This is a genomic window from Luteimonas rhizosphaerae, from assembly GCF_002849595.1.
GTDB classification, from domain to species: Bacteria; Pseudomonadota; Gammaproteobacteria; order Xanthomonadales; family Xanthomonadaceae; genus Luteimonas; species Luteimonas cellulosilyticus.
In genome coordinates, this window is record NZ_NRQR01000020.1 from 54,029 (window position 1) to 79,482 (window position 25,454).

Below are 25,454 nucleotides of genomic sequence, written 5' to 3' on the forward strand. Positions count from 1 at the left end.
GCCGCGCGACGTGGCCGCTCCGGCCCACGTCGCGCGACACCGCAGCGTGGATCAGGCCTGCGGCGCGGCCACCTGGCCGGTCTGCTTCTCGGCCTCGGACGCATCGCGCACATCGGTCACTTCGATCGCGAAATGCAGGGTCTTGCCGGCGAGCGGATGGTTGCCGTCGATCTTGACCTGCGCCTCGTCGACGTCGACCACGGTCACCAGCAGCGGGCCGTTGCCGGTCTGTGCCTGGAACTGCATGCCGGGCTCGACCTGGTCGATGCCCTGGAACGCCTCGCGCGGCACCGACTGGATCAGGCTGTCGTTGCGCACGCCATAGCCTTCTTCCGGCTTGACCTCGACCTTCAGGGCATCGCCGGCCTGCTTGCCTTCCAGCGCTTTCTCCAGACCCGGAACGATGTTGCCCGCGCCGTGGAAATACGCCAGCGGCTGCGATTCGGGTGACTTGTCGATGACCTCACCGGCGTCGTCGGTCAGGGTGTAATGGAAGCTGGCAACACGCGCAGCGGCGATCTCCATGGGGATCTCCTTGGAATGGAATGAAGGGAGGTGGAGCGGATAGGCACCGGTCGATTCACGGTGCAACAGCGATGGAACGCCAACCACGATACCGGCTCGGCCGCGCGGGTACAAACCGCGGAATCCGCGGGATTCAGGCCCAGCGTCGCAACAGTGCGGGGAGAATCGATCCGCACGTCGCCGCCGCGGATCGTTTCTAATTGCCGCATGAGCACGCCGCGACGCCCGAAGACCGCACCCGAATCCGCGCCGCCGCGCGCACCGCTGCATCCGCGCAACCGCCATCAGGGCCGCTATGCGTTCGCGCGCCTGACGCAGGCCAGCCCCGCGCTCGCGGCGTATCTGCTGCGCACGCCGACTGGTGACACCAGCGTGGATTTCAGCGATCCACGCGCGGTGCGCGAACTCAACCGCGCGATCCTGCGCGCGGACTACGGCATCGCGCACTGGGATCTTCCCGACGGCGCCCTGTGCCCGCCAATTCCCGGCCGCGCCGACTATCTGCACGGACTCGCGGACCTGCTGGCGGCCGACGAGGACGGCGCGATCCCACGCGGCGCGGCGATCCGCGTACTCGACATCGGCGTCGGTGCGAGCGCCATCTATCCCCTGCTCGGCCACGCCGAGTACGGCTGGCGCTTCGTCGGCAGCGACATCGCGCCGACCTCGCTGCAGGTCGCGGCCGCGATCGTCGCGTCCAACCGGCTCGAGAAGTCGATCGCGCTGCGTCCGCAGCCGAAACACACGCACGTGTTCAAGGGCGTCGTGGGGCCGGACGACCGGTTCGACCTGAGTCTGTGCAATCCGCCGTTCCACGCGTCCGCGGGCGACGCGGCCAGCGGCAGCGCACGCAAGCAGCGCAATCTGGGCGACGCGGGGTCCCGGCGGCTCGACGCGGCGCCCGCACTGAACTTCGGCGGCCATGCGCACGAACTGTGGTGCGCGGGTGGCGAGGCCGGCTTCCTGCGCCGCATGATCCGCGAAAGCCGCGAGGTCGGCGATCAGGTCCTGTGGTTCAGCAGTCTCGTCGCGAAATCCGCGCACCTGCCCGACGTGCGCGCGCAATTGCGCGCGGCCGGCGCGGTCGAGTTCCGGGAAACGGCGATGGCGCAAGGCCACAAGCAGAGCCGCTTCGTGGCCTGGACATTCCTCGATCCCGGGCGCCGCGCGGCCTGGCGTGCGCTGCGCAAGTCGCAACCGGTCGCACGCGTCTAGTCGTCAGCCTTCGAGCGCCGCCCAGGTCGCGTCGGGCACGGTGTCCAGGGTTTCCAGCGCGGGCCGTCCGAACAGGTAGCCCTGGAACAGGGCGATGCCCAGGCCGCGCAGGGTGCGGTATTCGGCGACGGTCTCGACGCCCTCGGCCAGCAGGGTCGACTCGATGCCCTCGGCGATCCGCGCGATGCCGGCGACGATCGCCTGCCGCACCGGATCGGTATCGATGCCGCGCAGCAGGCCCATGTCGAGCTTGATCAGGTCGGGCTGGAATTCGGTCAGCACGGACAGGCCGGCGAAACCCGCACCGAAATCGTCGATCGCCGTCTGGAAACCGCGACTGCGGTAGTCGCGGAAGATCCGCAGCACGTGCGCCGTGTCCTGGACGGCTTCGGACTCGGCGCCTTCGAACACCAGCCGTTCCGTCGGAAACCCCGTCGACTGCGCTGCCGCCAGCGTCAGCCGGATGCAGGTCGCCGGCTGGTACACCGCGTTCGGGAAGAAATTGATGAACAGCCGTTGCTGCAGACCGAGCGCGGCCGCAGTGACGATCGCCTTGACCCGGCAGGTCTGGTCGAACCGGTAGAGCTGTTCCGGGCGCACGCGCGCGATGACCTCGGCGGCGCTTCCGCCTTCCGCCGTCCGCGCCAGCGCCTCGTAGCCGTAGATGCTGCGGTCGCGCGCATCGACGATCGGCTGGAACGCCATGCGGATCTCGAAGTCGAGCCGCTGGTCGCCCTGGCACTCGGCGCAGGGATTCGGCGACGGGGTATCTCCGAAGAACTGGTGCAGAAACATGCGTGCGACTCCGTGTGGCGACCTGCCGTGGCTCCGGCAGGATACGACGCATGCGTGAGTGCAGCGACAGGACCCGCTGCACGGACTGCAGTTTTTTCCGTGCTCACGACACGGGCCACGTGGCAGGCGTCAGGACGAGACCTGCGAGTGCACGCCGCGACGCAGCAGCCACGACGCGGGCACGACGGCGGCCAGTCCGATGACGGCGCCGGGCCACACGCCCCACACCAGCGCGGCGCCGAGCGCGACATACAGCGCGATACCGCCGGCGACGATCCGCCCCGTCCCGTGCGCGGCCGGCACATCGCGTGTGCGTTGCAGTTCGAACCGCACGACCGCGGCGATCACCGGCGCCACCATCGCGATGCACAGGCCGATCCAGCACGCGCGCCCCAGCCAGAAGCCGGGTTCGCCGGGGAGACCGGCATCGATCGGCAGGCCGAGGCGTTCGCCGATCCACGCCGCCGGCAGTTCCGCGAGCTTGTGCCACAGATACAGCGGCATGCCGAGCGCGCCCAGCACCGCGATCGCGCGCGCCGGCGCGCGCCCGGCCAGCAGCCGCCGCGCCAGCGGCTCGCACAGCAGCACCGCCGCGACCTGCAGCCACATCACCCCGATCAACGCGAGCGTCGGCGGCAGCATGTTGTTGCCGGCCAGCGTGACGCCGACCATCGCGACCGGGTAGCCGCTGGCCAACGCCAGGGCCAGCCAGGCGATGCCCAGCACCAGCAGACCTGCGCCGGCTCCGATCCCTCGGAAACGGCCACGCTTCCACGCGATGCCGAGCTGCTGCGGGATCAGCCACACCAGCAACATGTTGAGCCAGGCGATGCCGGCCGGCTGCGCGGTCACCTCGCGCCCCAGGTGGCGCAGTCCGGCGAACGAGGTCACGTCGGCACGGACCAGGTCCAGCGCCGCCGCCGCGACGACGAAGCCGGCCACCGCGCCGAGACCGAAGCGCGCATCGAGCCGCAGGCACCACGGCAGCAGCGCCTGCACCGACAGCAGCATCAACAGGAACCACAGGTGGATCGTCAGCGACTGGTTGAACACGCCTAGCAGATGACCGCCGGTGAGCCAGGCGCCCAGGGCCACGACGCCCAGCACCGCGAGATAGGTGACGGTGGGCCGCGCGAGTCCGAGCGCACGCGACGCCCACCAGTGCGCCTGCGCGTGTTCCTCGAGGCGACGCGCGACCCCGTCGGCGCTGACCGCCGCCGACACGAAGACGAACAGCGGCACGACCTGCACCAGCCACGTCAGCGGACCGGCCGCCGCCCACACTGCAAGCAGATGGTCGGTCTCGACCAGCACGCCGTCGGCGAGCCGCGGCAACGTCGCGACCCAGTGGCCCAGCACGACGACCAGCAATGCGATCGCGCGCAGGGCGTCGGGATACGGATCACGAGGCGGTGGCGTCATGCGGAACCGGTTGCGCGGGCGGAGACGACAGGATACGGGCGGCGTCCGGCGACGTGGCGGCGCGGGGCGTCGCATCGCGTCGACGACAGACAGGCGCGGTGAAGGTTGGCGCATGCGGCGTCCAGGACACTGCAGGCGGTCGGGGCCAGCGACCGGCAACGCTGCGGCCGTGCGTCGCGCGATGTCCGCCGGCTGCCGAAACGCGGAATCGACCGCAGATCTCGTGCAGTATCGTCACGGACCCACCGCCGCGTCGCTGCGACTTCCACCATGTCCGACTCCGTCCCTGCCCTGGCCTCCTTCCCGCCCGACGGCGTCGCGCTCGTCGTCGGCGCCGGCGGCGGCATCGGCCAGGCCCTGGTCGCGGCGCTGGAGCGGAGTGGCCGGTTTGCGGCCGTGCTCGGCACACGTCGGGGCGGGCCGCTCCGGCTGGACCTGACGGATGTCGCCAGCATCGCCGCCGCCGTGGCCGACGCCGCGGGCCATGGCGAACTGCGGCTGGTCGTCGATGCGACCGGCTTCCTGCACGACGCGCAGCACACGCCGGAAAAGTCCCTGCGCGATCTCGATGCCGCCCACCTCAAGCATGCCTTCGCGATCAATGCGATCGGCCCCGCGCTGCTGATGCGACAGGTGCTGCCGCGCCTGCCACGGGCCGGCAAGGCCGTGTTCGCGACGCTGTCGGCGCGGGTCGGCTCGATCGGCGACAACCGCCTCGGCGGCTGGCACGCCTACCGCGCCTCGAAGGCGGCACTGAACCAGCTGGTGCGCACCGCCGCCATCGAACTCGCGCGGCGCGCACCCGAGGCCGTCTGTGTCGCCCTGCATCCCGGCACCGTTGAGACACCGCTGTCGTCGCCGTTCGCCAGGACCGGCCTGACCGTGCACGCGCCGTCGGACGCCGCCCGGCATCTGCTCGACGTCATCGACGCGCTGGACGCGTCGCGCACCGGCGGCTTCTTCGACTGGCGCGGCGAACCGGTGCCCTGGTGAGCCGCGAGAGGCGGTGCCCGTGGCGAGGATGACGCGCAAGGCCGACCTGCCGAGCAAGCCCTGCGCCGCCTGCGGTCGCCCGTTCGCCTGGCGCAAGAAATGGGAACGCGACTGGGACGCGGTGAAGTACTGCTCCGAGCGCTGCCGGCGCACCAGACCGCCATCGGGGCGCGCGGCATCGCGCTGAATCGCGACGGCTCGCACGTCACGGAACGCTGCGCACCGCGCGCCGCGCGTCCATCATCGGCGCACGCCCGTCGAGCCTCGGCCGGTCGCACGTCCTGCGTCTGCGCCGCCCTACAATGCGCGCCCCGTTTTCCAAGTGGAGCCGCATGGACATCGTCGTCCTCGAAGATCTCAAGGCCTATATCGATCCGCTGACGGCGGACGAGTACGAGGCGCTGGAACGCAGCCTGCTGGCCGAAGGCTGCCGCGATGCGCTGGTGCTGTGGGGCGACGTGCTCGTCGACGGTCACAACCGCTACGGCATCTGCCGGAAGCACGGACTGCCGTTCACCACGATCCAGAACACGCGGTTCCAGTCGATGGACGACGTGCACCTGTGGATGATCGAGCAGCACCTGGGACGCCGCAGCGTCTCCGACTACCAGCGCGGCGTGCTGGCACTGCGCAAGCGCGCGATCCTCGGGGCGCGCCAGCAGGCCGCACGCGATGCGACGCCCGATGCGGCGAGCGAGGACGCGACGGCATCTGCCGGGTCGGACGATCGCCCGCCGTGGGACGAGGCGCCCGTGCCGGTCAGCCGTGCCGAACTCGCGCGCGAAGCCAGGCTCAGCGCCAACCAGGTGGGCCTGATCGAACGCATCCATGCGCAGGCCGCGCCCGAGCTCGTCGAGGCGCTGAAGGCCGGCGACATTTCGATCAGCGCCGCCGCGGCGGTCGCCAGCCTGCCCGCCGACGAACAGCGCAGCGCCGCGCAGGCCGGCAAGGCCGAACTGAAGCAGGCCGCGAAACGCGCACGCGATGCGAAGAAGCGTCCCCGCGCCGATGGCGATGGGGATCAGGGCGAGGCAGGCGATGCGGCGCCGGACCCCAAGGCGCTGCAGCGCCGCGTCACCGAACTGGAGCGCGAGAACGAGCGCCTGCGCGGCCAGGTCGCCACCCTGCAGGAACAGCTGGTGCGCATGCGCGGCTGAGGCGGCCCTGCCATCGCGCCCGGCGATACGATGCCCGCCCCTCGCCGCGCGACGACCGGATCAGCCGACGTCGGGCGCCATGCGCGCCGTGACGATCACGAACGCCAGGAACCACCAGTCGTTGACGACATGGGCCAGCACGCTGGCCCAGAGGTTGCGCGTCAGCAGGTAGACACCGGTCAGTACCAGCCGCGCGGCGCCGATGACGAGCAGCGCCTGCCCCACGTGCCAGTGATAGGTCGACAGGTGCAGCGCGCCGAACATCAGCGCCGTCGCCACCCAGGCGATGCCGACGACGAGCCATGGATGCAGTCGCGCCCGGTGCAGCGCGGCCATCAGCACCAGCAGGGGCAGGATCGTGATCAGTTCCTCGCCCAGCAACTGCACGCCGGAGACCGCGAACAGGTTCACGACCTGCAACGGCGCCAGGTCGCCCGCGTTCTGGATGACCGCGTTCGCGGACAGGTTCGCGCTGCCCACCACGCCCCACGCCACGAGCGCCGGCAGCGCGAACGCCAGCGGCACGCAGGCCAGTGCGATCAGCAGGTCGCGCCACCGCGGCCGCCGGAACAGGGTCCGCCACGACGGCCCGACCGCGAGTCCCAGGCCCGCCAGTTGCAGACCGACGAACGCGAGCGCGCCCGCCCAGCTGCCAGGCACGCCCGGCATCCACCGGGGCAGCCAGGCCAACGCGGCGAACGCGAGACCGCAGGCGGCCAGGACGACCAGGCCGCGCTGCCAACCGAGCGGCGCCGGCGTTCCGTCGACGTAGGGAAAGGGAGGCCGGGGTCTTGGCGCACTGCGGTCCATGCTGGGTCTCTGCTTCTCATCGGATCGAACGGGTGGCGCGACCGGCCGACAGCCGGTGCGCGTGCGTTGCGGCCGTCGCCTTCCTGCGTGGCATGCCGCAGGCCGGACCGGGACGCGCTGCCATCACAGCGGCTCCGTCGCGAGCGCCGCCGCGTCGATGTCGAGCCGGCCCACCGCATCTTCCGGGGCCTGGATCGGCGTCGACCAGGTGACGCCGAAGACTTTCCAGGCCGCTTCGCGACGCCGCAGCTCGCGGACGAATCCCGGCAGATGACCGCTGCCGTAGACGAGATACAGGTCCGCGGCCGGATCGGCCAGGACGCGTTCGGCCAGCTTGCGGTTGCGGAAATCCAGCACCACGCGGTTCATCGGGTCGGGACTGTCGGGCCTCCCGAGCCCGATGTTGAAGATGCCCCGGCACGCCGCGCCGACGAAAGGCTGCTGCCGGTTGCCGACCTTCGACAGCACCTCGACCACGTGATCGAGTCCGGACGGCCCGTCGTCGTCGTGCTTCGTCGCCAACGCCTGCGCGAGCTCGGGCTGCCGCGCCACGAGGCGCCGCCATTCCTCGTACATGTCGGTCTCCGACACGTCGGCGTCGACCGTGCGCCCGGGATGCAGCGCATGGTCGCGCACCAGGAACTCGATGAACTCGTTCTGGAAATGCAGGCCGCAGAATCCCGCGATCTTCTCGTAGTCGGCGTTGAGGCCGCCGCCGGCGCCGATCGCCGCATCGAACCACGCCTTCGCCTCCGGCGTGCCATCGCCGACGCCTTCGAAATACAGCACGGAGCCGGCTTCGCGCGCGCGCAGCAGGTCGAATGCCATCGACCGGTAGAACAGCGCCGACCCGATGTGCGTCACGCCCTGGAACACCAGCTCGCGGCGACCGTCGGTCATCGTCACCCGAGGCACGACCATCGGCTTGAGCGCGGGTTGCAGGACCAGCCAGTACAGCGGCAGCGCCACGAGCCCGGTCAGCAGCAGGCCCCCTACCAGCGCAGCGGACAGCACCCCGCGTCGCGCGAGCGGTCGATGCCGCAGGCGCTGGACGATCCAGCGCCCCCCAGCGGCGAGCACCGCGCCGAGTGCGACGATCAGCAGCAGGATCCACGGCGAAATGCCGAGCAGCAACGGCGCGCCGATCAGGAACAGCACGACGAGACAGGCCCAGCCCAAGGTCTGCAGACGGATCGCGGATTCCGGGGACAACGCCATGCCACGCTCCTTGTCGTCAACGCCGTCGCAGCGCGAGCGCCCGTCGACGCCAGCCCGACATGAAAACCCGTTCCTGCAGCCGCCCGCCGGGCGCTGGCGACATTACCACCGCACGTCAGGCGCCACGTGGGTGCGATCACATCATCGACGAGTGCCCCGGTTAACTGCGGAAACGCCATTCGCGTGAATAGGCTGCCAGGCGGCATGGCCCCGGATTAACTCCGGAATATCGTCCAGGACCGTCATGGGATATGCGTCGGAGTTTCACACGTCATCGATTGACAGCCGCGCGGAGCGGCCAGAGGATTCGACCGGGAACGCGCATCCGGGGGGATCATGAGCGTGGCCCGCCATCCCGAATCACAGGAAGGAATAGCCATGAAACATGCGTTTGTGGTCAGGTTCTTGCTCGTGTCCCTCGTCGCGCTCGCGCTCCTCGCACCCGTCTCCGCACAGGAAACCAACGTCCGCGAGGGCGTCGTCGAACAGGTCTCGTCCGTCGAGATCGGAAAGCGCCACCACCACGGCGTCGCGGCCATCATCGGCGCCGGCGTGGGCTACGGCGTCGGCAGTCTCATCGGCGGCGGTCACGGGCGCGATCTGGCGCGCGTGGCGGGTGAACTCGCCGGCTCCACCGCCGCTGTGCACGAAGCCAGGCAGTCCGACCAGCCCGTGCAGGGCGAACAGATCGTCGTGCGCCTGACCAATGGCGTGCTCGTGGCGATCACCCAGTCCGGCGGCTCGGAACTGCACGTGGGCCAACCCGTCCTCATCGAGGGTGCCGGCGAGCATGCGCGCGTGGTCGCGCGGTAAGGGCTCGCCGGAAAGAATCGTCGTGACGCGATGCGACGTCTCCGGAATCCGCGCATCGCAATACGCGCGATCGTGGATGACGTGTCGCACACCGCAATCCACCCCCGCGCCGGTGGCGCGACGTCTCACCGCTGCAGACGTTCCGGATTCGCCGAATGCTCTTCGATCCCGAACCACTCTCGGCCGGACGCCGCCCCACGCGCGCCCGGACCTACGACACACGCCGCCCCGCTCCGTCGGGGCGCTGCCGATGTTCCCCTCACAGGAGAAATTCCCGATGCGTCACGCCACGATCCTGCTCGCGTCCACCCTCGCCCTGTCCTGCGCCGCCATCGCGCAGACGCCGTCCGACGTCGAAGATATCGTCGGCGCCCGCGCCGCCGGCGGCGAAACCCAGCTGCAAGCGCGCGGCTACGAGTTGAAGCAGTCCAACGACGTGCGCGACCAGCGCTATACGTTCTGGTGGAATGCGCGCAACGGCCAGTGCATTTCCGTGTCCACGATGGAAGGCCGCTACGCGTCGATCCAGCCGGTGCCCGCGAGCAATTGCAGCGGCTCGCGCGACACCGCGACCACCCTGCCCTCGCGTACGCCCGTGCCGGCCGGCAACGACGCACGGTCGCTGGTGCTGGTCTGCTACGGCGCCGGCAATCGCCCGACCGTGAAGTCGGAACCCAGCTACAGCTGGGACGACAGCACGCACAAATGGCACGAAGAGAACCGCATCAGCAGCGGGCGCGAGGGGTTCAACAGCGACGTGCAGCTGGAGCTCTACGGCGATCACGGCCGCATCCACCTCGGCCGCGACCTGGTGCCGCCGATCCACTCCGGGGGTTCCAACGGGTGGTGGGACCTGTCGGACCTGTCGGTGACGCCCGATCGCATCACCGCGTCCTACCGCCTCAATGGCATGAACCGGCCCCGGCTCACCGTCGACCGCCGCTCCGGGCGTCTCTCGATCGATGCCCAGACCGATTTTTCGGGCCAGTGCGACATCGGCAACTGGGCCGAGGGCAGCCGTCGCTTCTGACGGCCGGCGTTCGCATGATGCGGCAGGCGACGCGATCCGCGTCGCCTGTCGATCGGGCCTCAGGAACGCAGCTTCCAGCCCGAACGGAAGATCCACCAGACGGTCGTCAGGCACAGCGCGAGGAAACCGAGGATGGCGACGAAACTGATCCAGACGTCGACGTCCGACGTGCCGAAGAAACTCCAGCGGAACCCGCTGATCAGATAGACCACCGGATTGAACAGCGCGATGGTGCGCCAGGCCGGCGGCAGCATGTCGATGGAATAGAACGCGCCGCCGAGGAAGGTCAGCGGGGTGACGACCATCAGCGGGATCACCTGCAGCTTCTGGAAGTCGTCGGCCCACAGGCCGATGATGAAACCGAACAGGCTGAAGGTCAGCGCGGTCAGCACCAGGAACCCGATCATCACCAGCGGATGCGCGATCTCGTAGTCGACGAAGATCCGCGCGGTCACGAGGATCAGCAGGCCCAGCATCAGCGACTTGGTGGCCGCCGCACCGACGTAGCCGAGCAGCACCTCGACGAAGGACACCGGCGCCGACAGCAGCTCGTAGATCGTACCGGCCCACTTCGGCATGTAGATGCCGAACGAGGCGTTGGAGATGCTCTCGTTGAGCAGCGACAGCATGATCAGGCCGGGGATGATGAACGCCCCGTAGGACACGCCGTCGATGTCGCCCATGCGCGAGCCGATCGCCGCGCCGAAGACGACGAAGTACAGCGACGTTGTCAGCACCGGCGAGGCGATGGACTGGGTGATGGTGCGGAACGTCCGCGCCATCTCGAAGCGGTAGATCGCGCGGATCGCGTGCCAGTTCATGCCCGCCCCTCCTGCCGCCCGGCATGCACCAGGCCGACGAAGATCTCCTCGAGCGAGCTCTCGCTCGAATGCAGGTCGCGCACGTCGATGCCCTGCTCGCCCAGCGCCTTGAGCAGGGCGGCGATGCCGGTCTCCTCGGTCTGGGTGTCGAAGGTGTAGACCAGCGCGCGGCCCTCGTCGGCGAGCGTCAGCGGCAGCGCCGCCAGCGCGTCCGGAATGGCGTCGAGCGGCGACTGCAGCACGATGGACAACTGCTTCTTGCCGAGTTTCTGCATCAGCACGTGCTTGTCCTCGACCAGCATCAGACGCCCCTTGTCGATGACGCCGATGCGGTCGGCCATTTCCTGGGCTTCCTCGATGTAATGCGTGGTCAGGATGATGGTCACCCCGCTCTCGCGCAGCTTGCGCACCATCGTCCACATGTCGCGGCGCAGCTCGACGTCGACGCCGGCGGTGGGCTCGTCGAGGAACAGGATGGTGGGCTCGTGCGACAGCGCCTTGGCGATCAGCACGCGGCGCTTCATGCCGCCCGACAGCGTCATGATCTTGCTGCCGCGCTTGTCCCACAGCGACAGGTCGCGCAGCACGCGTTCGAGATACGCATCATCGGGCGCCTTGCCGAACAGGCCGCGGCTGAACCTCACCGTCGCCCACACCGTTTCGAACGCATCGGTCGACAGCTCCTGGGGCACCAGCCCGATCTTGGCGCGCGCGGCGCGGTAGTCGCGGACGATGTCGTGGCCGTCGGCCGTCACCGTCCCCTCGCTCGGATTGACGATGCCGCAGACGATGCTGATCAGCGTGGTCTTGCCGGCGCCGTTCGGCCCGAGCAGCGCGAGGATCTCGCCGCGCCGGATCTCGAGATCGACCCCGGCGAGCGCCTGGTGGCCCGACGCGTAGGTCTTGCCGAGGTTCTGGATGGAAATGATCGAAGTCACGGGGCGAGGGTCGTCCACCGGAAGAAGCGCGGATCGTAGCCGAGCGATGCCCGGCGCGGTGTCCCGGGTGCGGGACATTCCATCCCTGCGCGTTCCGCTGGACTACGGAGCCGGGCAGGATTTTCCGAGGGTGGACGCGCGGCATGCGCCGTCGCCTCCGCGGGCGGCGGGCCCGAATCTCGAAGAGGCGCGCAATGAAGACCGCATCGGGATCGCGGCCGGTGCCGGCGCCCGGCGCCTGCCGCCAGGTCGCCGTTCGAGCATGGAAACGCCGCCATACAGTGACGACGACCGGTCGCGAGACGGCGGCGTGCCGGGCGTATCCTCGGCGCGGCGACGACGCCGTCGCCCAGCCCCCGACCCCCTGGAGACGCCACGATGACGCCGAAGCCCCTGATCTGCCTCTGGTACGACGGCGCCGCGCTCGAAGCGGCGACCTTCTACGCCGAGACCTTCCCCGACAGCGCCGTGACCGCGGTCCACCACGCGCCCGGCGATTATCCGTCCGGGAAAGCGGGCGACATCCTGACGGTCGAATTCACCGTCCTCGGCATCCCCTGCCTCGGCCTCAACGGCGGCGACGCGTTCAAGCACAGCGAGGCGTTCTCGTTCCAGATCGCCACCGACGACCAGGCCGAGACGGACCGCTACTGGAACGCCATCGTCGATAACGGCGGCCAGGCGAGCGCCTGCGGCTGGTGCCGGGACCGCTGGGGCCTGTCCTGGCAGATCACGCCGCGGGCGCTGTCGGACGCGCTGGCGGGCGCCGACCGCGCTGCCGCGAAGCGCGTCTTCGAGGCGATGATGCAGATGGTCAAGATCGACATCGCGGCGATCGAAGCCGCACGTCGCGGCTGACAGGGCTGCAGGTTCAGGCGCCGACCCGGATCGCGCGCGCCCGCGTCATCCGGCGAAATCGGCGGGTCGATCCGGGCAGCACCCTCGCCGCGCTGCCCTCGACGGGCGCGTCCGCGGCCGCTGCCTGCAGGCGCATCGCCAACGACGACATCACCCGGCGCTTGCGATCCCGCGCCTATCGTCCGGCGTGTCCTTCCACGGGAGCACCGCATGTCAGACCCGCACAAGACAGTCCTGCAGCAGGCCAATGCCGCGATCGAACAGGGCGACATCGAGGGATTTCTCGCGTATTGCACCGAGGATGTGGCGTGGACCGCGGTCGGCGCGCCCACGATCGAGGGCAAGGCGGCCGTCAGGGCCTGGATGGCAGAGACCTACCGGACGCCACCGGAATTCACCGTGCACCGTCTGATCGCCGAAGACGACATGGTCGTGGCGATCGGCGAGATCACGAGCCGGGACGAACGCGGCGTCGAAACCCGCAACGCCTACAGCGACGTCTGGCAGTTCCGCGACGGCAGGATGGCGGCGCTGCAGGCCTTCGTGGTGGCGCTGCCGGAGAAACGCTGAACTAATCGACGGGCCGACGACACGCGTTGTTCCCACAGTCCCGCACCGCGACGCGACGCCGCCATGCAAGCGATTCGGCCCGATCGCGTCCTCATCCGTAGAAGTCGACGCCGATGATCGTGCAGATCTCTTCCTCGTTGTACCCGTGGAAACGGCGGCCGCGCGTCGTGTGCAGCCGCGCGAACAGCTTGCCGTTGGCGGGCGTGCGCTCGCGGCGTTCCTCCAGCAGCCACCTGGCGTAGTCGTGGGTCAGGTTCCGCTCCCGCGTGGGGTCGCGTTTCATTCGTGCCATCGTCTGCATCCTAGTTGGGCGCGCCGGGTCGAGTCCGGCAGCGCGGCGCACAGGGTACGGGACATCACGGGTCGCGCTGCCGTTTCGATGCTGCATGGGCATCGCGAATGCAGGCGCAGCGCGACGCCGTGCCGCCACCCCATCCGGCCGTCATCCTGCAGCGACGCGACTCGCGCATCCGCGGGCGGACGTGTCACGACAGGCCAGCCGTCGACCTCGCTGCCGCTTGCGGGGACAATGCCCCGCCGCGCCCGTGCCGCGCGGCTCCGCCTCCGCACAGGACCGCCATGCGAACCTTCGTACTCCGAGCGCGCGCCGCCCCCACCGACAGCAAGGCGCTGCTCGCATCGGTCGGCCAGGACGCGCACACCGACCGGCCGGACGTCGTCGTCTATCTGGTGCTGGAAAGCACCCAGGATTTCTCCCGCACGATCCGGTTCGAAGCCGACGTCATGCAGGACATCGGCGGTTTCGACGAGCAGGCCCTGCTGGGCAAGGTGGCCCGGGCGCTGGACGTCTCGCGCGGCATGGCCAAGGACGAGACGCGCGCGGTCGAGTCCGGCGTCGATGTGCGCACGACCAGCTTCGAGCGTCTGGTGCAGACGCTGGCCGTCGATCACCAGCTGTTCCTGATGGACCGCAAGGGCACACCGATCCGCACACAGACCTTCGGCGACAACCCCTGCTTCCTGCTGACCGACCACATTCCGATGCCGAAGAAAACCGTGCCGGGCCTCGAGCGGCTGGGCGCGAAGAAGATCGCGCTGGGCGCGACGATGCTGTTCGCCTCGCAATGCGTCGTGCTGCTCCACCACGAGCTCGACCAGCGCTGATCCGGTCGGCGCGCCACGCGGCGGCCCCGATCCGTCACCGGTCCGCGCCGCGCACACGACGCGACCCGGCGCCCGGTCCGGCGCGACCGGTCGCCGGCGAGCCCTAGGCGCCGCGCACGCGCAGCGTCAGGCCCTTGAGGAAGTTGCGCAGCAACTGGTCGCCACAGGAACGGAAATTGCGGTGCCCGGCCTGCCGGAACAGCGCCGACATTTCCGGCTTCGAGATCGGAAACCCGGCGTCGATGAAGATCTGGTGCATGTCGACGTCGGTCAGTTCGAACGCCACCCGCAGTTTCTTCAGCACGACGTTGTTGCTGATGCGCGCTTCGACCGCGCGCGCGGGCTGGCGCTCGTCGCGGCCGCGACGGTGCACGATGAGCCCGTCGAGCACGTGGGCCAGCACGGCATCGCTGCAGGCCACGTACCCGGGCTCGTCCTCCTTCAGCAGCAGGGGGCGCACATCGTCGCGCTCAAGGCCGAATGCAGGATCGGCCAGATGGGCGAGATCGACCACTTTCTGGTCGCTCAGGTCGAGCATGTACCGGATGCTGCGCAGGACGTCGTTGTTGATCATGGATCCGTGAGGCGGTCTCGGGGGCCTGCAGTCTAGCGGTACGCCCCAGGCGTCCGCCTCTGGAGCCGCGCGCCCGACGCGCGCACCATGAGCCGGCAGCCGCCCCCGCGGCCCCGCTCGGAGACCCGCCATGCGCACCACGCGTCATCCCGCCCTCCTCTCCCTCGCCGTCGTCCTGGCGCTCAGCGCCTGCGCGCAGGCACCGGATACCGAAGCGCCCGCGGGATCCGCCGACGCCGCGCCACGGGACACCGCCGTCACCCGGGACACCTGGCCGGCGAGCCTGCCCGCCTTCGGTGACGGCTACCCCGACGCCGGCGATCCCTGCCGCCGTGTCGGCGAAAGCGCCGCGACGATCGACTATCTCGACGACAGCGCCGTCCTCGTGGGCTGCCCGTCTGCCGCCGACGTGGCGCCGCTCGGCGGCCGCACCGTCGCGACGATCGATGGCGTGACCCTGGTCTCCGTCCCCGGCCGCGACGCGGTGCCGGGAGACGGCGACGGCCAGGGCGATGCGACCGTGCCGGGCACGCCGTTCCATGCGACCGCGCAGATCCGGTGCTCGGGCTACCGGGGCGCGGCCGAGGGTCTGTGCCCGGCGGGCGTGGTGCGCAACGCGGAGACCGGCGCGTCGATCGAAGTGACCCTGCCCGACGGCGCCATGCGCATGCTGTATTTCAACCCCGACGGCAGCTTCCTGTCCTTCGGCAGCGCGCAGGCCGATGGCACGGCGGCGATGGAAAGCAGCGCGCAGCGCGACGGCAATACCACGATTGCCACGCTCGGCAGCGAGCGCTATGCGATTCCCGACGCCTTCGTCACGGGCGACTGAGCTGCGGTCGCACCACGCGCGCGGCCGGCGTCTTCGCGCGCGTGGCGCCCGATCCCGCGCGCTGCGCGCGCCACATCCCGACGCCGTCCATCGGCGTGACCGACCGGTTGCGCGCAAGGTCACGATGCGACGGCTTGTCCGGTGGGCGCAGGCGCAGCGATACTCGAGGCTGCTTCAGGGGAACGCCGGGGACCCACGCATGCGGATTCTGACGCTGGTGCTGCTGGCCGCTGCCTGCTACGGCGGTTTCCAGTGGTGGCAGGAGCGGCGCGCCGACGACGCGCTGGCGACTGCGAGCCCGAACGGCTTCGTGCCGGTGGAAATGCCGAGCGGCGTGCCGGGCGATGTCGTCCTGGTGCTGGCCCCGCCGAACTGCCCGTCCGACCAGGCGCAGCGCGCCGAGACCCTGATCGCCGAACTCGGACGCGCCGGCATCCCGGTGCGTCGCGGCAGCGGCTTCTCGTTCTCGGTCGACGACCCCTCCGCCGAACAACGCGCCGGAATCGATCGTGCTGTTGCGGTGTTCCAGCGCGGCGCCCCCGCCGTGTTCGTCAACGGCATGGCGATGTCCGATCCATCCCCGCTGCAGACGATCGCCGAATACCGCCGGACGCGGCAATAGCGAAGCCGCGCGACCGGATCGTAGCGCTTCGCGCTGCTGCGTCGAGCGCAGAGATTCGCCGCACGCCGGCGCTGCCGTCGTGGCCGAGAGGGCCCTGCGTGCAGATCCGACGCCGCATTCCCACGCATCTCACCCGGACTGCGCTTCACTGCGTCCGACCGACCTGCCCGCCCGGGAATCCGCCATGGACCACGTCTTCATCGACCAGCTTGCCGACATTGCCCGCACCTTGCTGGTCGGCACGCTCGCCTACATCGGTCTCGTCCTGCTGTCGCGTGCGTCGGGCAAACGCACACTGTCGAAGATGAATGCCTTCGACCTGATCGTCACCGTGGCGCTGGGCTCGACACTGGCGACGATCCTGCTCAGCCAGGACGTCGCGCTGGCCCAAGGCATGACGGCGCTGGCGCTCCTGATCGCACTGCAATTCGTGGTGACCTGGAGCAGCGTCCGCTTCGGCTGGGTCCGTCGCGTGGTGACCGGAGAACCCGCCCTGCTGCTGCACGACGGGCGGATGCTGCCGGAGGCGATGCGCAAGGCGCGCGTGACCGCGGACGAAATCCGGGCCGCCATCCGCCAGGCCGGCATCCCGGCGCTGGCGCGCGTGCAGGCGGTGGTGCTGGAGACGGACGGCACGATGAGCGTCGTCGAACGCGCACCGGACGACAGCGCCGCCACGGCCCTCGAGGGCGTCGAGCGCGCGACCGGCGCGATGCCCTGACACCCACCGGACGCCGGCTCCGGTCAGGGCGTTTCGATCGCCCGTTCGAAGGTGATGATGCTGCGCGTCTCGCCCTTGTCCGCCCAGTTCGGCATCACCCGCCACGGCGTCAGCACCTGCAGCAGATCGTCTTCGAGGCGGAACTGCCGACGCTGCTCCGTGCCGACCCACGCCGGGTTCCAGGCCACGTCGACGGCCGTGATCCAGTCGTCGCCTTCGATCCGGTAACGACCGGTGTAGGCGATCACGGTTTCCAGCAGGCGGGCGAGTTCGACATCCGTCTCGCCCGGTTCGCGGCCATCGCCGGTCAACATGAACCAGACGCGGCCCTCGGGGGTGAAGATCGTATAGCCCGTCGGCCGGTCGCCCATCGGCGGGAACCGTTCACCGGTCGTGCGGACTTCCACGTCGTAGGACACCAGGCGCCAGGTGCCCTCGATGGCGCGCGACGAAACGGAACGGTCCTGCGGAACAGATCGGGTCTCGGACCCGGGCGGCAGTGGATTCGCCATCACAGGCGGCGCGCCCAGCGCGTTGCGGACATAGCGGTCACTCCAGTGCGGACAGCACGACACCGCCTGCATCGCAGCGTCGTGAGCGCGCGATTGTCGCATTGCGACCGGTGAACACGCGGTGGCCGCTTCCCCGCAATGTGCTCGGGTGCAGGGCGTGATCCGGGCGGTGCGGGCGCGCGCGACTGCGGTGGCACGACACCGGAACCGGCGCGTGCGACGCGCGGCCGCGAGAGGCCATCCGCATACGGAAAGGGGCAGCACGCGCCGCCCCTCCGATCGTTGCCTGCGTGGCCTTTCAGAACCGGGTCGACCCCGGATTGAACGGACTGCAGGTGCCGTCGAACGATTCCATGCCGTCGAGCACCATGCGGCCGCTGCGTCGGTCGATCGTCAGGCCGGGCTTGTTGAGCCCGTTGAGCCGCAGCGTGCCCTGGATCCGCTCGGCAGTGATCGACAGATCGTGGATCGGAAACCAGTGGGCCGAGCCGCCGGAATTGAGCGGCGGCAACAGGCTGGCGGGCAGCCGCACCCGGCCCTGGCCGTCATGGACCTCGACCTGCGCCGTGCCGCCGACCTGCGCCCGGCCCAGCGACGTGTGGTCCCGGTATTCGTGATGCTTGTCGTCCCAGTCGTAATCGGTCCGGCTCTCCAGCTTGTCGCCGGTGCCGTAGCAGACCAGATCGAAATCCGCGCCGCCGGTTTGCGCCTGCGCCGGCTGGGGCGAAACCAGGCTCGCTGCACTCACCACAACCGCGAGTCCCGCACTGCGTAATGCGTTGATCGTCATGATCGTTCCTCGGTGGGCTTGCAAATAGGAGACATCGACCGCGAGCGGACGATAGCAAATCGAACGCGAACGACCGGGCGTTCCGACGTCCCGTATGTGCGGGCCGATAAAGCGTCAAACCGCCGGTAAAACGCAGCTCCGCGTGCAATGCGGACATGCCGGATCTGCGATTGCGATGGCGTCGTGGAGCGCCTAGGCTCCGCCGGCAGGGACGCACGGGGAGACGCCGCATGCGCATCACGCCTCGCTGGTGGATCGGTGTTTTGCCGGTGCCGCTCTACGGTGCCTGGGTCCTGGGCACGGCGCTGTATCAGGGCATCGACTACGCGGAGATCGGCGCGCCGTTGCATCTGCTGCCCGGCCTGATCATGCCGCTGACGATCGCCGCGTTGGCGCTGATCGGATTCCTGGGCTGGAGCGGCTGGACGAAACCGGTGTTCTTCGAGGCACGACGGGTGCATCGGCCGCTCTTTCTCGTCCTTCTGCTGGCGCTGATGGCGGGCTGCGTCGCACTCAATATCGGCGCGGTCCGGGTGGCGGCGATCGATCCGCGATACCTGGGGATGCTGGCGCTGGCGATGCTGCTGGTCGGTTTCTGCGAGGAGGTGCTGACCCGCGGGGTCCTGCTGGTGGGACTGCGCGGCTCGTGCCGATCGGAAGTGCTGGTGTGGTTCTGGTCCAGCCTTGTGTTCGGCGCGATGCATGCGATGAACGGCCTGCTCGGCGTGGGCTGGATGGCGCTGGTGCAGGTGCTCTTCGCGTTCTGCGCAGGCACCTGTCTGTATCTGATCCGTCGGCTGACGGGCCACCTGTTCGTCCCGATCCTCGTGCACGCCGCCTGGGATTTCTCGACCTTCGTACCGGCCGCAGGCGGCGCGCCCAGTCCCGCCGGCGCCGTCGGCCTGCTGATGGTCACCCATCTCGCGTCGCTGATCCTGGTGGCGCTGTTCTTCAGACACCGGACCCCGGCGGCGTCACGCGCCTAGGCCGGGACGCCGCGTATCGGCAGCGTCCCGGCGGCATGGCGTGTGGACTCAACCGGGCCCTTCGATGCGGCGGTATTTCGCTTTCGCCAGCTGGTGCGCGCCATAGGCGATCAACCCGATCGCGACCGCGACCAGCAGCCAGCCGTGGCCGAGCATCCGCAGCACCTCTTCGGTGCCGGCCGCCGCATCGGCCCGGTATTCGCGGCCGGCGGTGAACACGAACCAGCCGATCGGCAGCAACACGACGCCACGCGCGGCGGTGCCGACACGTCCGATCACACGCACGCCGCGCGACACGTGCGCGCCGCGCCCGCCCATGCGCCGATCGATGTCGCCCGTCGCGGCCTTGTAGAGCTGGTGCAGGCCGTAGCCCATCACGCCGACGCCCGCGAGCATCACCAGCCAGGTGCCGAAGGGCTGCTCCAGCACGGCCTGGACCCAGACCGTGCGGCCCTCGCCGGAGCCCGCGTCCCGGCCGCGGCTGAGACTCCACGCCGTCAACGCGAGCGAGCCGTAGATGACGCCGCTCAGTGCATAGAACCCGCGCATCGCGATGCGCTTGGCCCCGGCCTCGCCGCGGTGCTCGGGATCCAGCAACGCCTGCACCAGGCGCCACATCACGTGGCACAGCAGGCCCGCCGCCATCAGCACCAGCATGACTTGGCCGCCGCGTTCGCCGGTCATCGAGGCCAGCGCGCCGGTCGCGCCCTCGGGCGTGCTCGCGTCCATCGCCGCGCGCAGGGCGATCCAGCCGATCATCAGATAGACGACGCCCTTGGCCGCATACCCCAGCCGGGCCAACGGCGGCACCCAGCCCGCCACTTCACGTGCGGCGCGTCCGCCGGCAGCATTCAAGTTCATGACACGTTCCCCGTTTCGGACAGCGCCGCATTTTCGACGCGGCGCCCGTGCGACCGGCGTGAATCGCCGCCGGGCGCCGCACGCTGGCGATGGAGCGGCGCGCGGCGGACGCGATGTCGTCGGGTCCGGCGCCGCGCACCCGGCTTGACCGTCGGCCGCTGTCACACGCTGTTGCGCATGTGCGCCGGCCAGGCGCGGCCGGCGCCTGCACGCGATCGACCACGCGAACACCTCGACGGTGGAGCATCGGATTCCCTTTCGCCGAGGACCGCGACCGGCACCGACCACGCGCCGGCATGACGCCGCGCCGCGGGGCCCGCCCCTACACTCGCGCGATGGGAAACGCGACAGACCTGCAATCCCCGCAGGACACCGGTGCGGGTGCGACACCGGCCACGATCACCGACGACCGCAGGCTGCTGCGCGGCGTGCTCATGCACGACATGCGCCGCGACGTGCGCCGCCATCTGCGCCCGATGCTGGCCTGGTATCTGCTGTTCACCGCGTTCGCGACGGTAGCTGCGGCGCCGCTGACCACCTGGTCGCTGGCCGCGCTGCTGCACTGGATCGAACGCCCGCTGGCCGGCGAGTTCGACGGTGTCGTCGGCGCCCTGCTGGCCTTCGCGTGGCTGATGCTGGCGGCGGCGTTCACCTGGTTCGTCGTCATGCTGCAGCAGGCCGGCATGCTGCTGGTCTCGGCCAGTCGCGGTTGCCGCTACCGCACCGCGGCCACGGCGTTGCTCGGCATGCTGCGACGGGCCGCGCCGCTGGCGACCCTGGCCGTGCTGCAGGTCGCCGCGCATGCGGTGCTCGCGCTGGCGTGGCTCGCGATCGGCGCCCTGCTCTACGCCAGGCTGCTGGGCAAATTCGATCCCTACTACGTCGTGACGGCGCGACCGGACGCGCTGTGGTGGTTTCTCGGCGGCTTCCTGCCGGTGCTCGCGATCGGCCTGTTCCTGCACGCGACGCTGTATTTCCGCTGGCTGCTGGCGACGCCCGCGCTGGTGCTGGAGGATCGCGCGCCGATCGCGGCGCTGGTCCGCAGCCGCGCGCTGACGCGCGGACGGCATCTGCGCATCGCGGTGCTGGTCGTCGGCGTCGCGGTGACGGTGGCGGCGATGCCCCTGCTGGTGACCGAACTCTACGACCGCGCGGCGACGCCGCTGCTGGACTGGCTGCCGGCGCATCGCCTGCTGGTCAGCGGCGGCATGGTCGGCTATCTGACCCTCTATGCGGCGACGGTGCTGGGCGTGCTGTTTCTCGGCACCACGCTGAACGCCCTGCTGGTGCGCGCCCTGTTCCAGCGCCTCGGCGGAACACGCCGCCGCTGCCAGGCGGACGCCGCGCCGGCCCGTCCCGGCCGCTTCGTCTGGGGCGCGGAAGCGGCCTTCCTCGCGCTGGCCCTGGTGCAGGCCACGCTGGCCGTGGTCGGCATGAACCTGCGCCACGACGTCACGATCACCGCGCACCGCGGCGCGTCGACGGTCGCGCCGGAGAACACGCTGGCGGCCTTCCAGGCGGCCATCGACGCGGGCGCCGATGCCATCGAGTTCGACGTCCGCCTCAGCGCCGACGGCGTGGTCGTCGTCTTCCACGACAGCGACTTCCGGCGCATCGCCGGCGACCCGCGCGCCGTCGTCGACACGCCGCTGGCAGCGATGCGCGAGCTCGACATCGGCAGCTGGTTCGACCCGGCGTACGCCGACCAGCGCATCGCAACGCTCGCCGAAGCGCTGCGCTTCATCGACCGCCGCGCCGTCGCGCTGGTGGAACTGAAACCGGATGCGGACAACGCCGAAGCGCTGCTCGACGCGGTGCTCGCCGACATCGCCCGCAGCGGCCAGGCCGATGCCGTCGTGCTCGCCTCGCTGTCGCCCGATCTCGTGCGCGCCGCGCGCGACGCCGCGCCGCAGGCGCAACTGGCGCTGTTCGCGAACGCCGCGTTGCCGGGCACCGCGCGGCGCACCGACTTCGACATGCTGGGCCTCCACCATCTGCAGATCGATGCGGCCGCCGTCGCGGCAGCGCGGCGCCGCGGCTACGCGCTGCAGGCGTGGACGGTCAACGATCCGGCGCGCATGGCGCGCTACATGGATCTCGGTTCCGGGTACGCGCCGAACGCGCCGCGCTGACCGACGTCGAACGCCTGCTCGCACGGCTGCACAGCTGGTTCCGGCGTTGAGGGCGCAACGCAGCGCGACAACGTGCACCGCATCACGCCCGGAACCTGACATGCTTCGCACATCCCCATCGCCGACAGAGCCGCCTGCCTCACGATGACGCCGACCCTCCCGCCGCTTGCCGATGTCCTCGATCTGTTGCCCGATGCGGTCTGCGTCGTCGACGAACAGGGTCACTATCTGTTCGTCAGCGCAGGCTTCGAGCGCATCCTCGGCTACCGCGCCGACGAGGTCCTCGGTCGCAGGGCCTTCGACCTCGTCCACCCCGAGGACCGCGACGACACCATCCGCCAGGCCGCGGATGTCACCGCCGGGGCGATCCAGCGTCACTTCCGCAACCGCTACATCCATCGCGACGGGCATCTCGTCGACATGCAGTGGTCGGCCCGTTGGCACCCCGAGCACCGCGTGCGCATCGGCGTCGGCCGCGAAGTCACCGAGCTGCGGCGGGTCGAGGAGGAGCTCGAACGCCTCGCCAGCCACGACCCGCTGACCGGATTGCCGAACCGGCACCGCCTGCAGCACGCGCTGTCACAGGCGCTGGCCCACGCGCGCACGACCGGCGACGGCCTCGCGCTGCTCTACATCGATCTGGACGGATTCAAGACGGCCAACGATCTCGGCGGCCACGAGGCCGGCGACCGCCTGCTCCAGGACGTCGCCACGCGCCTGACCGAGGCCCTGCGACACGGTGACATGGCGGCGCGCGTCGGCGGCGACGAGTTCGTCGTGCTGCTGCCCGGCTGCCGCGACACCGGCGCCGCCGGCCACGTCGCCGACGCCCTGCGCGCCCGGCTGCGCCAGGTCGACCGCGTGGCCGACCGCCCGTTCCAGCTCGATGCCAGCGTCGGCATCGCCTGCTTCCCCGACGACGGCGACGATGCGGCCGCGCTGCTCGCCCACGCCGACCGCGCCATGTACGCCGTCAAGCGGCGCGAGGCGGTCGGCGAGCGCTGACGCACGCACTTCGCGCAGGCGCGAGGCGCTCGACCCGCAGTCCAACGGCGCCTCGATCGCCCGGGCAAGGCCGCCTGGGCTGACCGGCGCGCACGCTGTCAGACGGCAATCACGCCGTCGGCGACCGCGCGCCCGGGTCCACGCTCGAGACCAGCACGTCGCACAGCGCCGCCTGGCTCACCGCCTTGCCGTAGAGCCAGCCCTGCATCCGGTGCACGCCGATTGCGACCAGCGCATCCTGCTGTTCGCGCGTTTCCACGCCTTCGGCGACGACCTCGATGCCGAACGCGGCGGCGAGGCCGACGACCGCCTGGACGATGGCCCGGTCGCCGGCGTCGTGCGGCATGCCCTGCACGAAACTGCCGTCGATCTTCAGGGCATCGATGGGCAGGCGCTTGAGATAGACCAGGGACGCGTAGCCGGTGCCGAAATCGTCGATCGCCACCTGCACGCCCATCTCGCGCAAGGGGCGCAGGAGGTCGAGCGCGCGGTCGACGTCGCGCATCAGCGTGGTCTCGGTCAGCTCCAGGCTCAGCCGCCGGGGGTCCAGCCCCGAGGCCGCGAGCGCTGCCCGCACGTCGTCCACCAGGCCGGACTCGTCGAACTGCCGCGCAGAGACGTTCACGCGCACGGTGACGGGCTGACCGTCGGCGTTGCAGGGCCAGGCCACCGCGTCCTGGCAGGCCTGGCGTAGCACCCACGCCCCCACGGCCAGCATCAGCCGCGATGGTTCCAGCACACCGATGAACTCGCCCGCGACCCGCAACCGGTCGCCGACCCGCCAGCGCAACAGCGATTCCGCTGCCACCCATCGGCCGCTGCGGGCGTCGTACTCGGGCTGGTAGTGCAGCTCGAATTCGCGATTGGCGAAGCCGTCGCGCAGCGCGCGCTCGAAGCGCAGGGCCTCGACCAGCGCCGCATGGTGTTCGGTGTCGTAGATCGCATACCCGAAGCGGCCGGCGGCGCGGGCCCGCGCGGCCGCCTCCTCGCCCTGCTGCAGCAGGACCGCGGCGCCCTGGCCGCCGCCATGCTCGGCAAGCGCGATGCCGATCGTCGCGCTGGGATCGACATCCGGATGCGGCCAGTCCATCGATTCGAGCGCCGCCAGGATCGACTCCGCGAGGCGGGTCACCGTGCGCTTGGCCGGCCGGGTGATGACGAGGAAGCTGAACCCGTCCGACCCGGTCCGCGCGAGTTCGGCATCGTTGCCGCCGAACGCACGCAACGATTGCGCGATCCGGCAGCGCACCTCCTCGAACGTGGGCGCCCCGTCGGTCCAGGCGACACCGCCGTTCACGTCGAGCTGCACGTGGACCACGGCCAGAAGTTCGTCTTTGTGCAGCGGCGTCGCAAGGAAGCGCTGCCTGATCAGTTCCTTGAGATAGTCGCGGTTCGGCAGGCCCGTCGTGGCATCGTGAAGCCGCAGATGTTCGACCTGTGCCTCGGCACGGCGACGGCGCGCGATCTCGAACGCCATCGCCACGTAGTCGCCCATGCTCGCGGCGAAGGTGGTTTCCTCGCGCGTCCAGGTGCGCACGCGCAGGATGCTTTCGTGGCAGATGACGCCCTGCAGCTCGCCGCCGACGAATGCCGGCGCGTCGAGCAGGCCATGGATGCGATGACGCTGCAGGTAATCACGCAGCGCGAGGTGCGAGCGGCCCAGTGCGGCGTCGGCTTCCAGGTCGGTCACCTCCAGCGTGCGCACGTCCTCGAGCGAGGCGATGTAGTCATCCTCGTCGAGCGGCAGCGTCTCGAGCGCGTCCGACGGCACGTGCTGCATGGACACGGCGTCGTAGGCCTGCAGGCAGCGCAGGCGGCACTCCGACACCTCGTAACTCCAGACGCTGACGCGCTCGACCTGCAGGGCGGCGGCCGCGGTTTCGCAGATCGACGCGATCGCCGACTCGCAGGTGCACTCGGGATGCCAGATCGTCCGGGTGAGCGCGACCAGTGCGCGCGTGAAACGCTCGCTCGCAGTGGCCTCGTCGGGCGGGTGGACCGGGGACGGAGCGGGCTTGAACATCTGCAGCGTCATCGGCATTCCCGTCGTCGGAAGCGTGGCGGGCAGTCCCCCTTGGCGGCGCCGCGACCTTCCGGGTCGACGATACACCGAAACCGGGCCGCTGCTT

Annotated in this window: 28 protein-coding genes; 14 read left to right on the top strand and 14 right to left on the bottom strand. The window is 70.2% G+C overall.

The features are described from left to right. Positions 1-51: 51 nt before the first annotated feature. Complete coding sequence (locus CJ022_RS09765; RefSeq protein WP_101926463.1) at positions 52-525, bottom strand: FKBP-type peptidyl-prolyl cis-trans isomerase; 474 nt, start codon at positions 523-525, stop codon at positions 52-54. Between the two features lie 207 nt (positions 526-732). Here CJ022_RS09765 and rlmF point away from each other — a divergent pair, with 207 nt between their 5' ends. Continuing rightward, entirely contained in the window at positions 733-1,740 is a 1,008-nt protein-coding gene (gene rlmF, locus CJ022_RS09770) for a 23S rRNA (adenine(1618)-N(6))-methyltransferase RlmF (RefSeq protein ID WP_101926464.1), read from the top strand. 3 nt (positions 1,741-1,743) lie between these two features. Here the strand turns inward: rlmF and CJ022_RS09775 are convergent, their stop codons facing one another. Next, entirely contained in the window at positions 1,744-2,535 is a 792-nt protein-coding gene (locus tag CJ022_RS09775) for an EAL domain-containing protein (protein WP_101926465.1), read from the bottom strand. A 129-nt stretch (positions 2,536-2,664) separates the two neighbouring features. Continuing rightward, a complete protein-coding gene (locus CJ022_RS09780; RefSeq protein WP_158238391.1) occupies positions 2,665-3,957 on the bottom strand; it encodes an acyltransferase family protein in 1,293 nt (430 codons plus the stop codon). A gap of 270 nt (positions 3,958-4,227) precedes the next feature. Here CJ022_RS09780 and CJ022_RS09785 point away from each other — a divergent pair, with 270 nt between their 5' ends. The 3 genes from CJ022_RS09785 to CJ022_RS09795 all read left to right on the top strand — a co-directional run bounded on the left by CJ022_RS09785 (position 4,228) and on the right by CJ022_RS09795 (position 6,107). Beyond that, positions 4,228-4,950: an SDR family NAD(P)-dependent oxidoreductase gene (locus tag CJ022_RS09785; protein WP_101926467.1), complete on the top strand. Its 723-nt coding sequence runs from the start codon at positions 4,228-4,230 to the stop codon at positions 4,948-4,950. Positions 4,951-4,978: 28 nt separating this feature from the next. Next, positions 4,979-5,137, top strand: coding sequence for a DUF2256 domain-containing protein (locus CJ022_RS09790; protein WP_101926468.1), 159 nt, complete (start codon positions 4,979-4,981; stop codon positions 5,135-5,137). A gap of 145 nt (positions 5,138-5,282) precedes the next feature. Next, on the top strand, positions 5,283-6,107 hold the full coding sequence (locus CJ022_RS09795; protein ID WP_101926469.1) for a plasmid replication/partition related protein: 825 nt from the start codon (positions 5,283-5,285) through the stop codon (positions 6,105-6,107). A 60-nt stretch (positions 6,108-6,167) separates the two neighbouring features. Here the strand turns inward: CJ022_RS09795 and CJ022_RS09800 are convergent, their stop codons facing one another. The 3 genes from CJ022_RS09800 to CJ022_RS16770 form a co-directional block, all read right to left on the bottom strand. Further along, positions 6,168-6,917, bottom strand: a complete 750-nt coding sequence (locus tag CJ022_RS09800) for a CPBP family intramembrane glutamic endopeptidase (RefSeq protein ID WP_101926470.1) — start codon at positions 6,915-6,917, stop codon at positions 6,168-6,170. Between the two features lie 123 nt (positions 6,918-7,040). After that, complete coding sequence (locus tag CJ022_RS09805; RefSeq protein ID WP_101926471.1) at positions 7,041-8,135, bottom strand: hypothetical protein; 1,095 nt, start codon at positions 8,133-8,135, stop codon at positions 7,041-7,043. A gap of 360 nt (positions 8,136-8,495) precedes the next feature. Further along, positions 8,496-9,038: a hypothetical protein gene (locus CJ022_RS16770; RefSeq protein WP_143703931.1), complete on the bottom strand. Its 543-nt coding sequence runs from the start codon at positions 9,036-9,038 to the stop codon at positions 8,496-8,498. 187 nt (positions 9,039-9,225) lie between these two features. Between CJ022_RS16770 and CJ022_RS09815 the strand changes: the two genes are divergently transcribed. Then, complete coding sequence (locus CJ022_RS09815; RefSeq protein ID WP_101926473.1) at positions 9,226-9,978, top strand: hypothetical protein; 753 nt, start codon at positions 9,226-9,228, stop codon at positions 9,976-9,978. A gap of 59 nt (positions 9,979-10,037) precedes the next feature. Here CJ022_RS09815 and CJ022_RS09820 read toward each other — a convergent pair whose 3' ends face one another. Both CJ022_RS09820 and CJ022_RS09825 read right to left on the bottom strand, forming a co-directional pair. After that, positions 10,038-10,799 (bottom strand): ABC transporter permease, encoded by a 762-nt coding sequence (locus tag CJ022_RS09820; RefSeq protein WP_101926474.1) that lies wholly within the window; start codon positions 10,797-10,799, stop codon positions 10,038-10,040. Beyond that, entirely contained in the window at positions 10,796-11,737 is a 942-nt protein-coding gene (locus tag CJ022_RS09825; RefSeq protein WP_199171488.1) for an ABC transporter ATP-binding protein, read from the bottom strand. The genes CJ022_RS09820 and CJ022_RS09825 overlap by 4 nt, the downstream gene beginning before the upstream one ends. Positions 11,738-12,115: 378 nt before the next feature. On the opposite strand from CJ022_RS09825, the gene CJ022_RS09830 reads away from it, so the two are divergent. Next, positions 12,116-12,595 carry a VOC family protein gene (locus tag CJ022_RS09830; RefSeq protein WP_101926476.1) on the top strand — a complete coding sequence of 160 codons (480 nt, stop codon included), beginning with the start codon at positions 12,116-12,118 and terminating at the stop codon, positions 12,593-12,595. A 210-nt stretch (positions 12,596-12,805) separates the two neighbouring features. Beyond that, entirely contained in the window at positions 12,806-13,165 is a 360-nt protein-coding gene (locus CJ022_RS09835) for a nuclear transport factor 2 family protein (protein WP_101926477.1), read from the top strand. Between the two features lie 91 nt (positions 13,166-13,256). On the opposite strand, the gene CJ022_RS09840 is transcribed toward CJ022_RS09835, so the two are convergent. Then, positions 13,257-13,457 (bottom strand): hypothetical protein, encoded by a 201-nt coding sequence (locus CJ022_RS09840; protein ID WP_143703932.1) that lies wholly within the window; start codon positions 13,455-13,457, stop codon positions 13,257-13,259. Between the two features lie 287 nt (positions 13,458-13,744). Here CJ022_RS09840 and CJ022_RS09845 point away from each other — a divergent pair, with 287 nt between their 5' ends. Further along, positions 13,745-14,290, top strand: a complete 546-nt coding sequence (locus CJ022_RS09845) for a tRNA (pseudouridine(54)-N(1))-methyltransferase TrmY (RefSeq protein WP_101926479.1) — start codon at positions 13,745-13,747, stop codon at positions 14,288-14,290. A 103-nt stretch (positions 14,291-14,393) separates the two neighbouring features. Here the strand turns inward: CJ022_RS09845 and CJ022_RS09850 are convergent, their stop codons facing one another. Continuing rightward, positions 14,394-14,864: a YehS family protein gene (locus CJ022_RS09850; protein WP_101926480.1), complete on the bottom strand. Its 471-nt coding sequence runs from the start codon at positions 14,862-14,864 to the stop codon at positions 14,394-14,396. Between the two features lie 130 nt (positions 14,865-14,994). Between CJ022_RS09850 and CJ022_RS09855 the strand changes: the two genes are divergently transcribed. From CJ022_RS09855 to CJ022_RS09865, 3 genes are all read left to right on the top strand, one after another. Then, positions 14,995-15,696, top strand: a complete 702-nt coding sequence (locus tag CJ022_RS09855) for a hypothetical protein (RefSeq protein ID WP_101926481.1) — start codon at positions 14,995-14,997, stop codon at positions 15,694-15,696. Positions 15,697-15,895: 199 nt separating this feature from the next. After that, a complete protein-coding gene (locus CJ022_RS09860) occupies positions 15,896-16,318 on the top strand; it encodes a hypothetical protein (RefSeq protein WP_101926482.1) in 423 nt (140 codons plus the stop codon). A 184-nt stretch (positions 16,319-16,502) separates the two neighbouring features. Continuing rightward, positions 16,503-17,039 carry a DUF421 domain-containing protein gene (locus tag CJ022_RS09865; protein ID WP_101926483.1) on the top strand — a complete coding sequence of 179 codons (537 nt, stop codon included), beginning with the start codon at positions 16,503-16,505 and terminating at the stop codon, positions 17,037-17,039. Between the two features lie 23 nt (positions 17,040-17,062). On the opposite strand, the gene CJ022_RS09870 is transcribed toward CJ022_RS09865, so the two are convergent. Together CJ022_RS09870 and CJ022_RS09875 are read right to left on the bottom strand one after the other, a co-directional pair. Further along, entirely contained in the window at positions 17,063-17,551 is a 489-nt protein-coding gene (locus CJ022_RS09870) for a lipocalin-like domain-containing protein (RefSeq protein WP_101926681.1), read from the bottom strand. Positions 17,552-17,849: 298 nt separating this feature from the next. Next, positions 17,850-18,341, bottom strand: a complete 492-nt coding sequence (locus CJ022_RS09875) for a hypothetical protein (protein ID WP_143703933.1) — start codon at positions 18,339-18,341, stop codon at positions 17,850-17,852. Positions 18,342-18,496: 155 nt separating this feature from the next. On the opposite strand from CJ022_RS09875, the gene CJ022_RS09880 reads away from it, so the two are divergent. Then, positions 18,497-19,327, top strand: coding sequence for a CPBP family intramembrane glutamic endopeptidase (locus tag CJ022_RS09880; RefSeq protein ID WP_101926485.1), 831 nt, complete (start codon positions 18,497-18,499; stop codon positions 19,325-19,327). 48 nt (positions 19,328-19,375) lie between these two features. Here the strand turns inward: CJ022_RS09880 and CJ022_RS09885 are convergent, their stop codons facing one another. Further along, a complete protein-coding gene (locus CJ022_RS09885; protein ID WP_101926486.1) occupies positions 19,376-20,188 on the bottom strand; it encodes a DUF1206 domain-containing protein in 813 nt (270 codons plus the stop codon). Between the two features lie 335 nt (positions 20,189-20,523). On the opposite strand from CJ022_RS09885, the gene CJ022_RS09890 reads away from it, so the two are divergent. Continuing rightward, on the top strand, positions 20,524-22,320 hold the full coding sequence (locus tag CJ022_RS09890; protein WP_101926487.1) for a glycerophosphodiester phosphodiesterase: 1,797 nt from the start codon (positions 20,524-20,526) through the stop codon (positions 22,318-22,320). Between the two features lie 144 nt (positions 22,321-22,464). Further along, a complete protein-coding gene (locus CJ022_RS09895; protein ID WP_101926488.1) occupies positions 22,465-23,325 on the top strand; it encodes a sensor domain-containing diguanylate cyclase in 861 nt (286 codons plus the stop codon). A 109-nt stretch (positions 23,326-23,434) separates the two neighbouring features. Here the strand turns inward: CJ022_RS09895 and CJ022_RS09900 are convergent, their stop codons facing one another. After that, complete coding sequence (locus CJ022_RS09900) at positions 23,435-25,360, bottom strand: putative bifunctional diguanylate cyclase/phosphodiesterase (protein WP_158238392.1); 1,926 nt, start codon at positions 25,358-25,360, stop codon at positions 23,435-23,437. Positions 25,361-25,454 lie beyond the last annotated feature (94 nt).

Excerpts from the sequence above, each read along its gene's own strand:
- CJ022_RS09765 (WP_101926463.1), bottom strand. The coding sequence starts at position 525 with ATGGAGATCGCCGCTGCGCGTGTTGCCAGCTTCCATTACACCCTGACC.
- rlmF (WP_101926464.1), top strand. The coding sequence starts at position 733 with ATGAGCACGCCGCGACGCCCGAAGACCGCACCCGAATCCGCGCCGCCG.
- CJ022_RS09775 (WP_101926465.1), bottom strand. The coding sequence starts at position 2,535 with ATGTTTCTGCACCAGTTCTTCGGAGATACCCCGTCGCCGAATCCCTGC.
- CJ022_RS09780 (WP_158238391.1), bottom strand. The coding sequence starts at position 3,957 with ATGACGCCACCGCCTCGTGATCCGTATCCCGACGCCCTGCGCGCGATC.
- CJ022_RS09785 (WP_101926467.1), top strand. The coding sequence starts at position 4,228 with ATGTCCGACTCCGTCCCTGCCCTGGCCTCCTTCCCGCCCGACGGCGTC.
- CJ022_RS09790 (WP_101926468.1), top strand. The coding sequence starts at position 4,979 with ATGACGCGCAAGGCCGACCTGCCGAGCAAGCCCTGCGCCGCCTGCGGT.
- CJ022_RS09795 (WP_101926469.1), top strand. The coding sequence starts at position 5,283 with ATGGACATCGTCGTCCTCGAAGATCTCAAGGCCTATATCGATCCGCTG.
- CJ022_RS09800 (WP_101926470.1), bottom strand. The coding sequence starts at position 6,917 with ATGGACCGCAGTGCGCCAAGACCCCGGCCTCCCTTTCCCTACGTCGAC.
- CJ022_RS09805 (WP_101926471.1), bottom strand. The coding sequence starts at position 8,135 with ATGGCGTTGTCCCCGGAATCCGCGATCCGTCTGCAGACCTTGGGCTGG.
- CJ022_RS09815 (WP_101926473.1), top strand. The coding sequence starts at position 9,226 with ATGCGTCACGCCACGATCCTGCTCGCGTCCACCCTCGCCCTGTCCTGC.
- CJ022_RS09820 (WP_101926474.1), bottom strand. The coding sequence starts at position 10,799 with ATGAACTGGCACGCGATCCGCGCGATCTACCGCTTCGAGATGGCGCGG.
- CJ022_RS09830 (WP_101926476.1), top strand. The coding sequence starts at position 12,116 with ATGACGCCGAAGCCCCTGATCTGCCTCTGGTACGACGGCGCCGCGCTC.
- CJ022_RS09835 (WP_101926477.1), top strand. The coding sequence starts at position 12,806 with ATGTCAGACCCGCACAAGACAGTCCTGCAGCAGGCCAATGCCGCGATC.
- CJ022_RS09840 (WP_143703932.1), bottom strand. The coding sequence starts at position 13,457 with ATGGCACGAATGAAACGCGACCCCACGCGGGAGCGGAACCTGACCCAC.
- CJ022_RS09845 (WP_101926479.1), top strand. The coding sequence starts at position 13,745 with ATGCGAACCTTCGTACTCCGAGCGCGCGCCGCCCCCACCGACAGCAAG.
- CJ022_RS09850 (WP_101926480.1), bottom strand. The coding sequence starts at position 14,864 with ATGATCAACAACGACGTCCTGCGCAGCATCCGGTACATGCTCGACCTG.
- CJ022_RS09855 (WP_101926481.1), top strand. The coding sequence starts at position 14,995 with ATGCGCACCACGCGTCATCCCGCCCTCCTCTCCCTCGCCGTCGTCCTG.
- CJ022_RS09860 (WP_101926482.1), top strand. The coding sequence starts at position 15,896 with ATGCGGATTCTGACGCTGGTGCTGCTGGCCGCTGCCTGCTACGGCGGT.
- CJ022_RS09865 (WP_101926483.1), top strand. The coding sequence starts at position 16,503 with ATGGACCACGTCTTCATCGACCAGCTTGCCGACATTGCCCGCACCTTG.
- CJ022_RS09870 (WP_101926681.1), bottom strand. The coding sequence starts at position 17,551 with ATGGCGAATCCACTGCCGCCCGGGTCCGAGACCCGATCTGTTCCGCAG.
- CJ022_RS09875 (WP_143703933.1), bottom strand. The coding sequence starts at position 18,341 with ATGACGATCAACGCATTACGCAGTGCGGGACTCGCGGTTGTGGTGAGT.
- CJ022_RS09880 (WP_101926485.1), top strand. The coding sequence starts at position 18,497 with ATGCCGGATCTGCGATTGCGATGGCGTCGTGGAGCGCCTAGGCTCCGC.
- CJ022_RS09885 (WP_101926486.1), bottom strand. The coding sequence starts at position 20,188 with ATGAACTTGAATGCTGCCGGCGGACGCGCCGCACGTGAAGTGGCGGGC.
- CJ022_RS09890 (WP_101926487.1), top strand. The coding sequence starts at position 20,524 with ATGGGAAACGCGACAGACCTGCAATCCCCGCAGGACACCGGTGCGGGT.
- CJ022_RS09895 (WP_101926488.1), top strand. The coding sequence starts at position 22,465 with ATGACGCCGACCCTCCCGCCGCTTGCCGATGTCCTCGATCTGTTGCCC.
- CJ022_RS09900 (WP_158238392.1), bottom strand. The coding sequence starts at position 25,360 with ATGACGCTGCAGATGTTCAAGCCCGCTCCGTCCCCGGTCCACCCGCCC.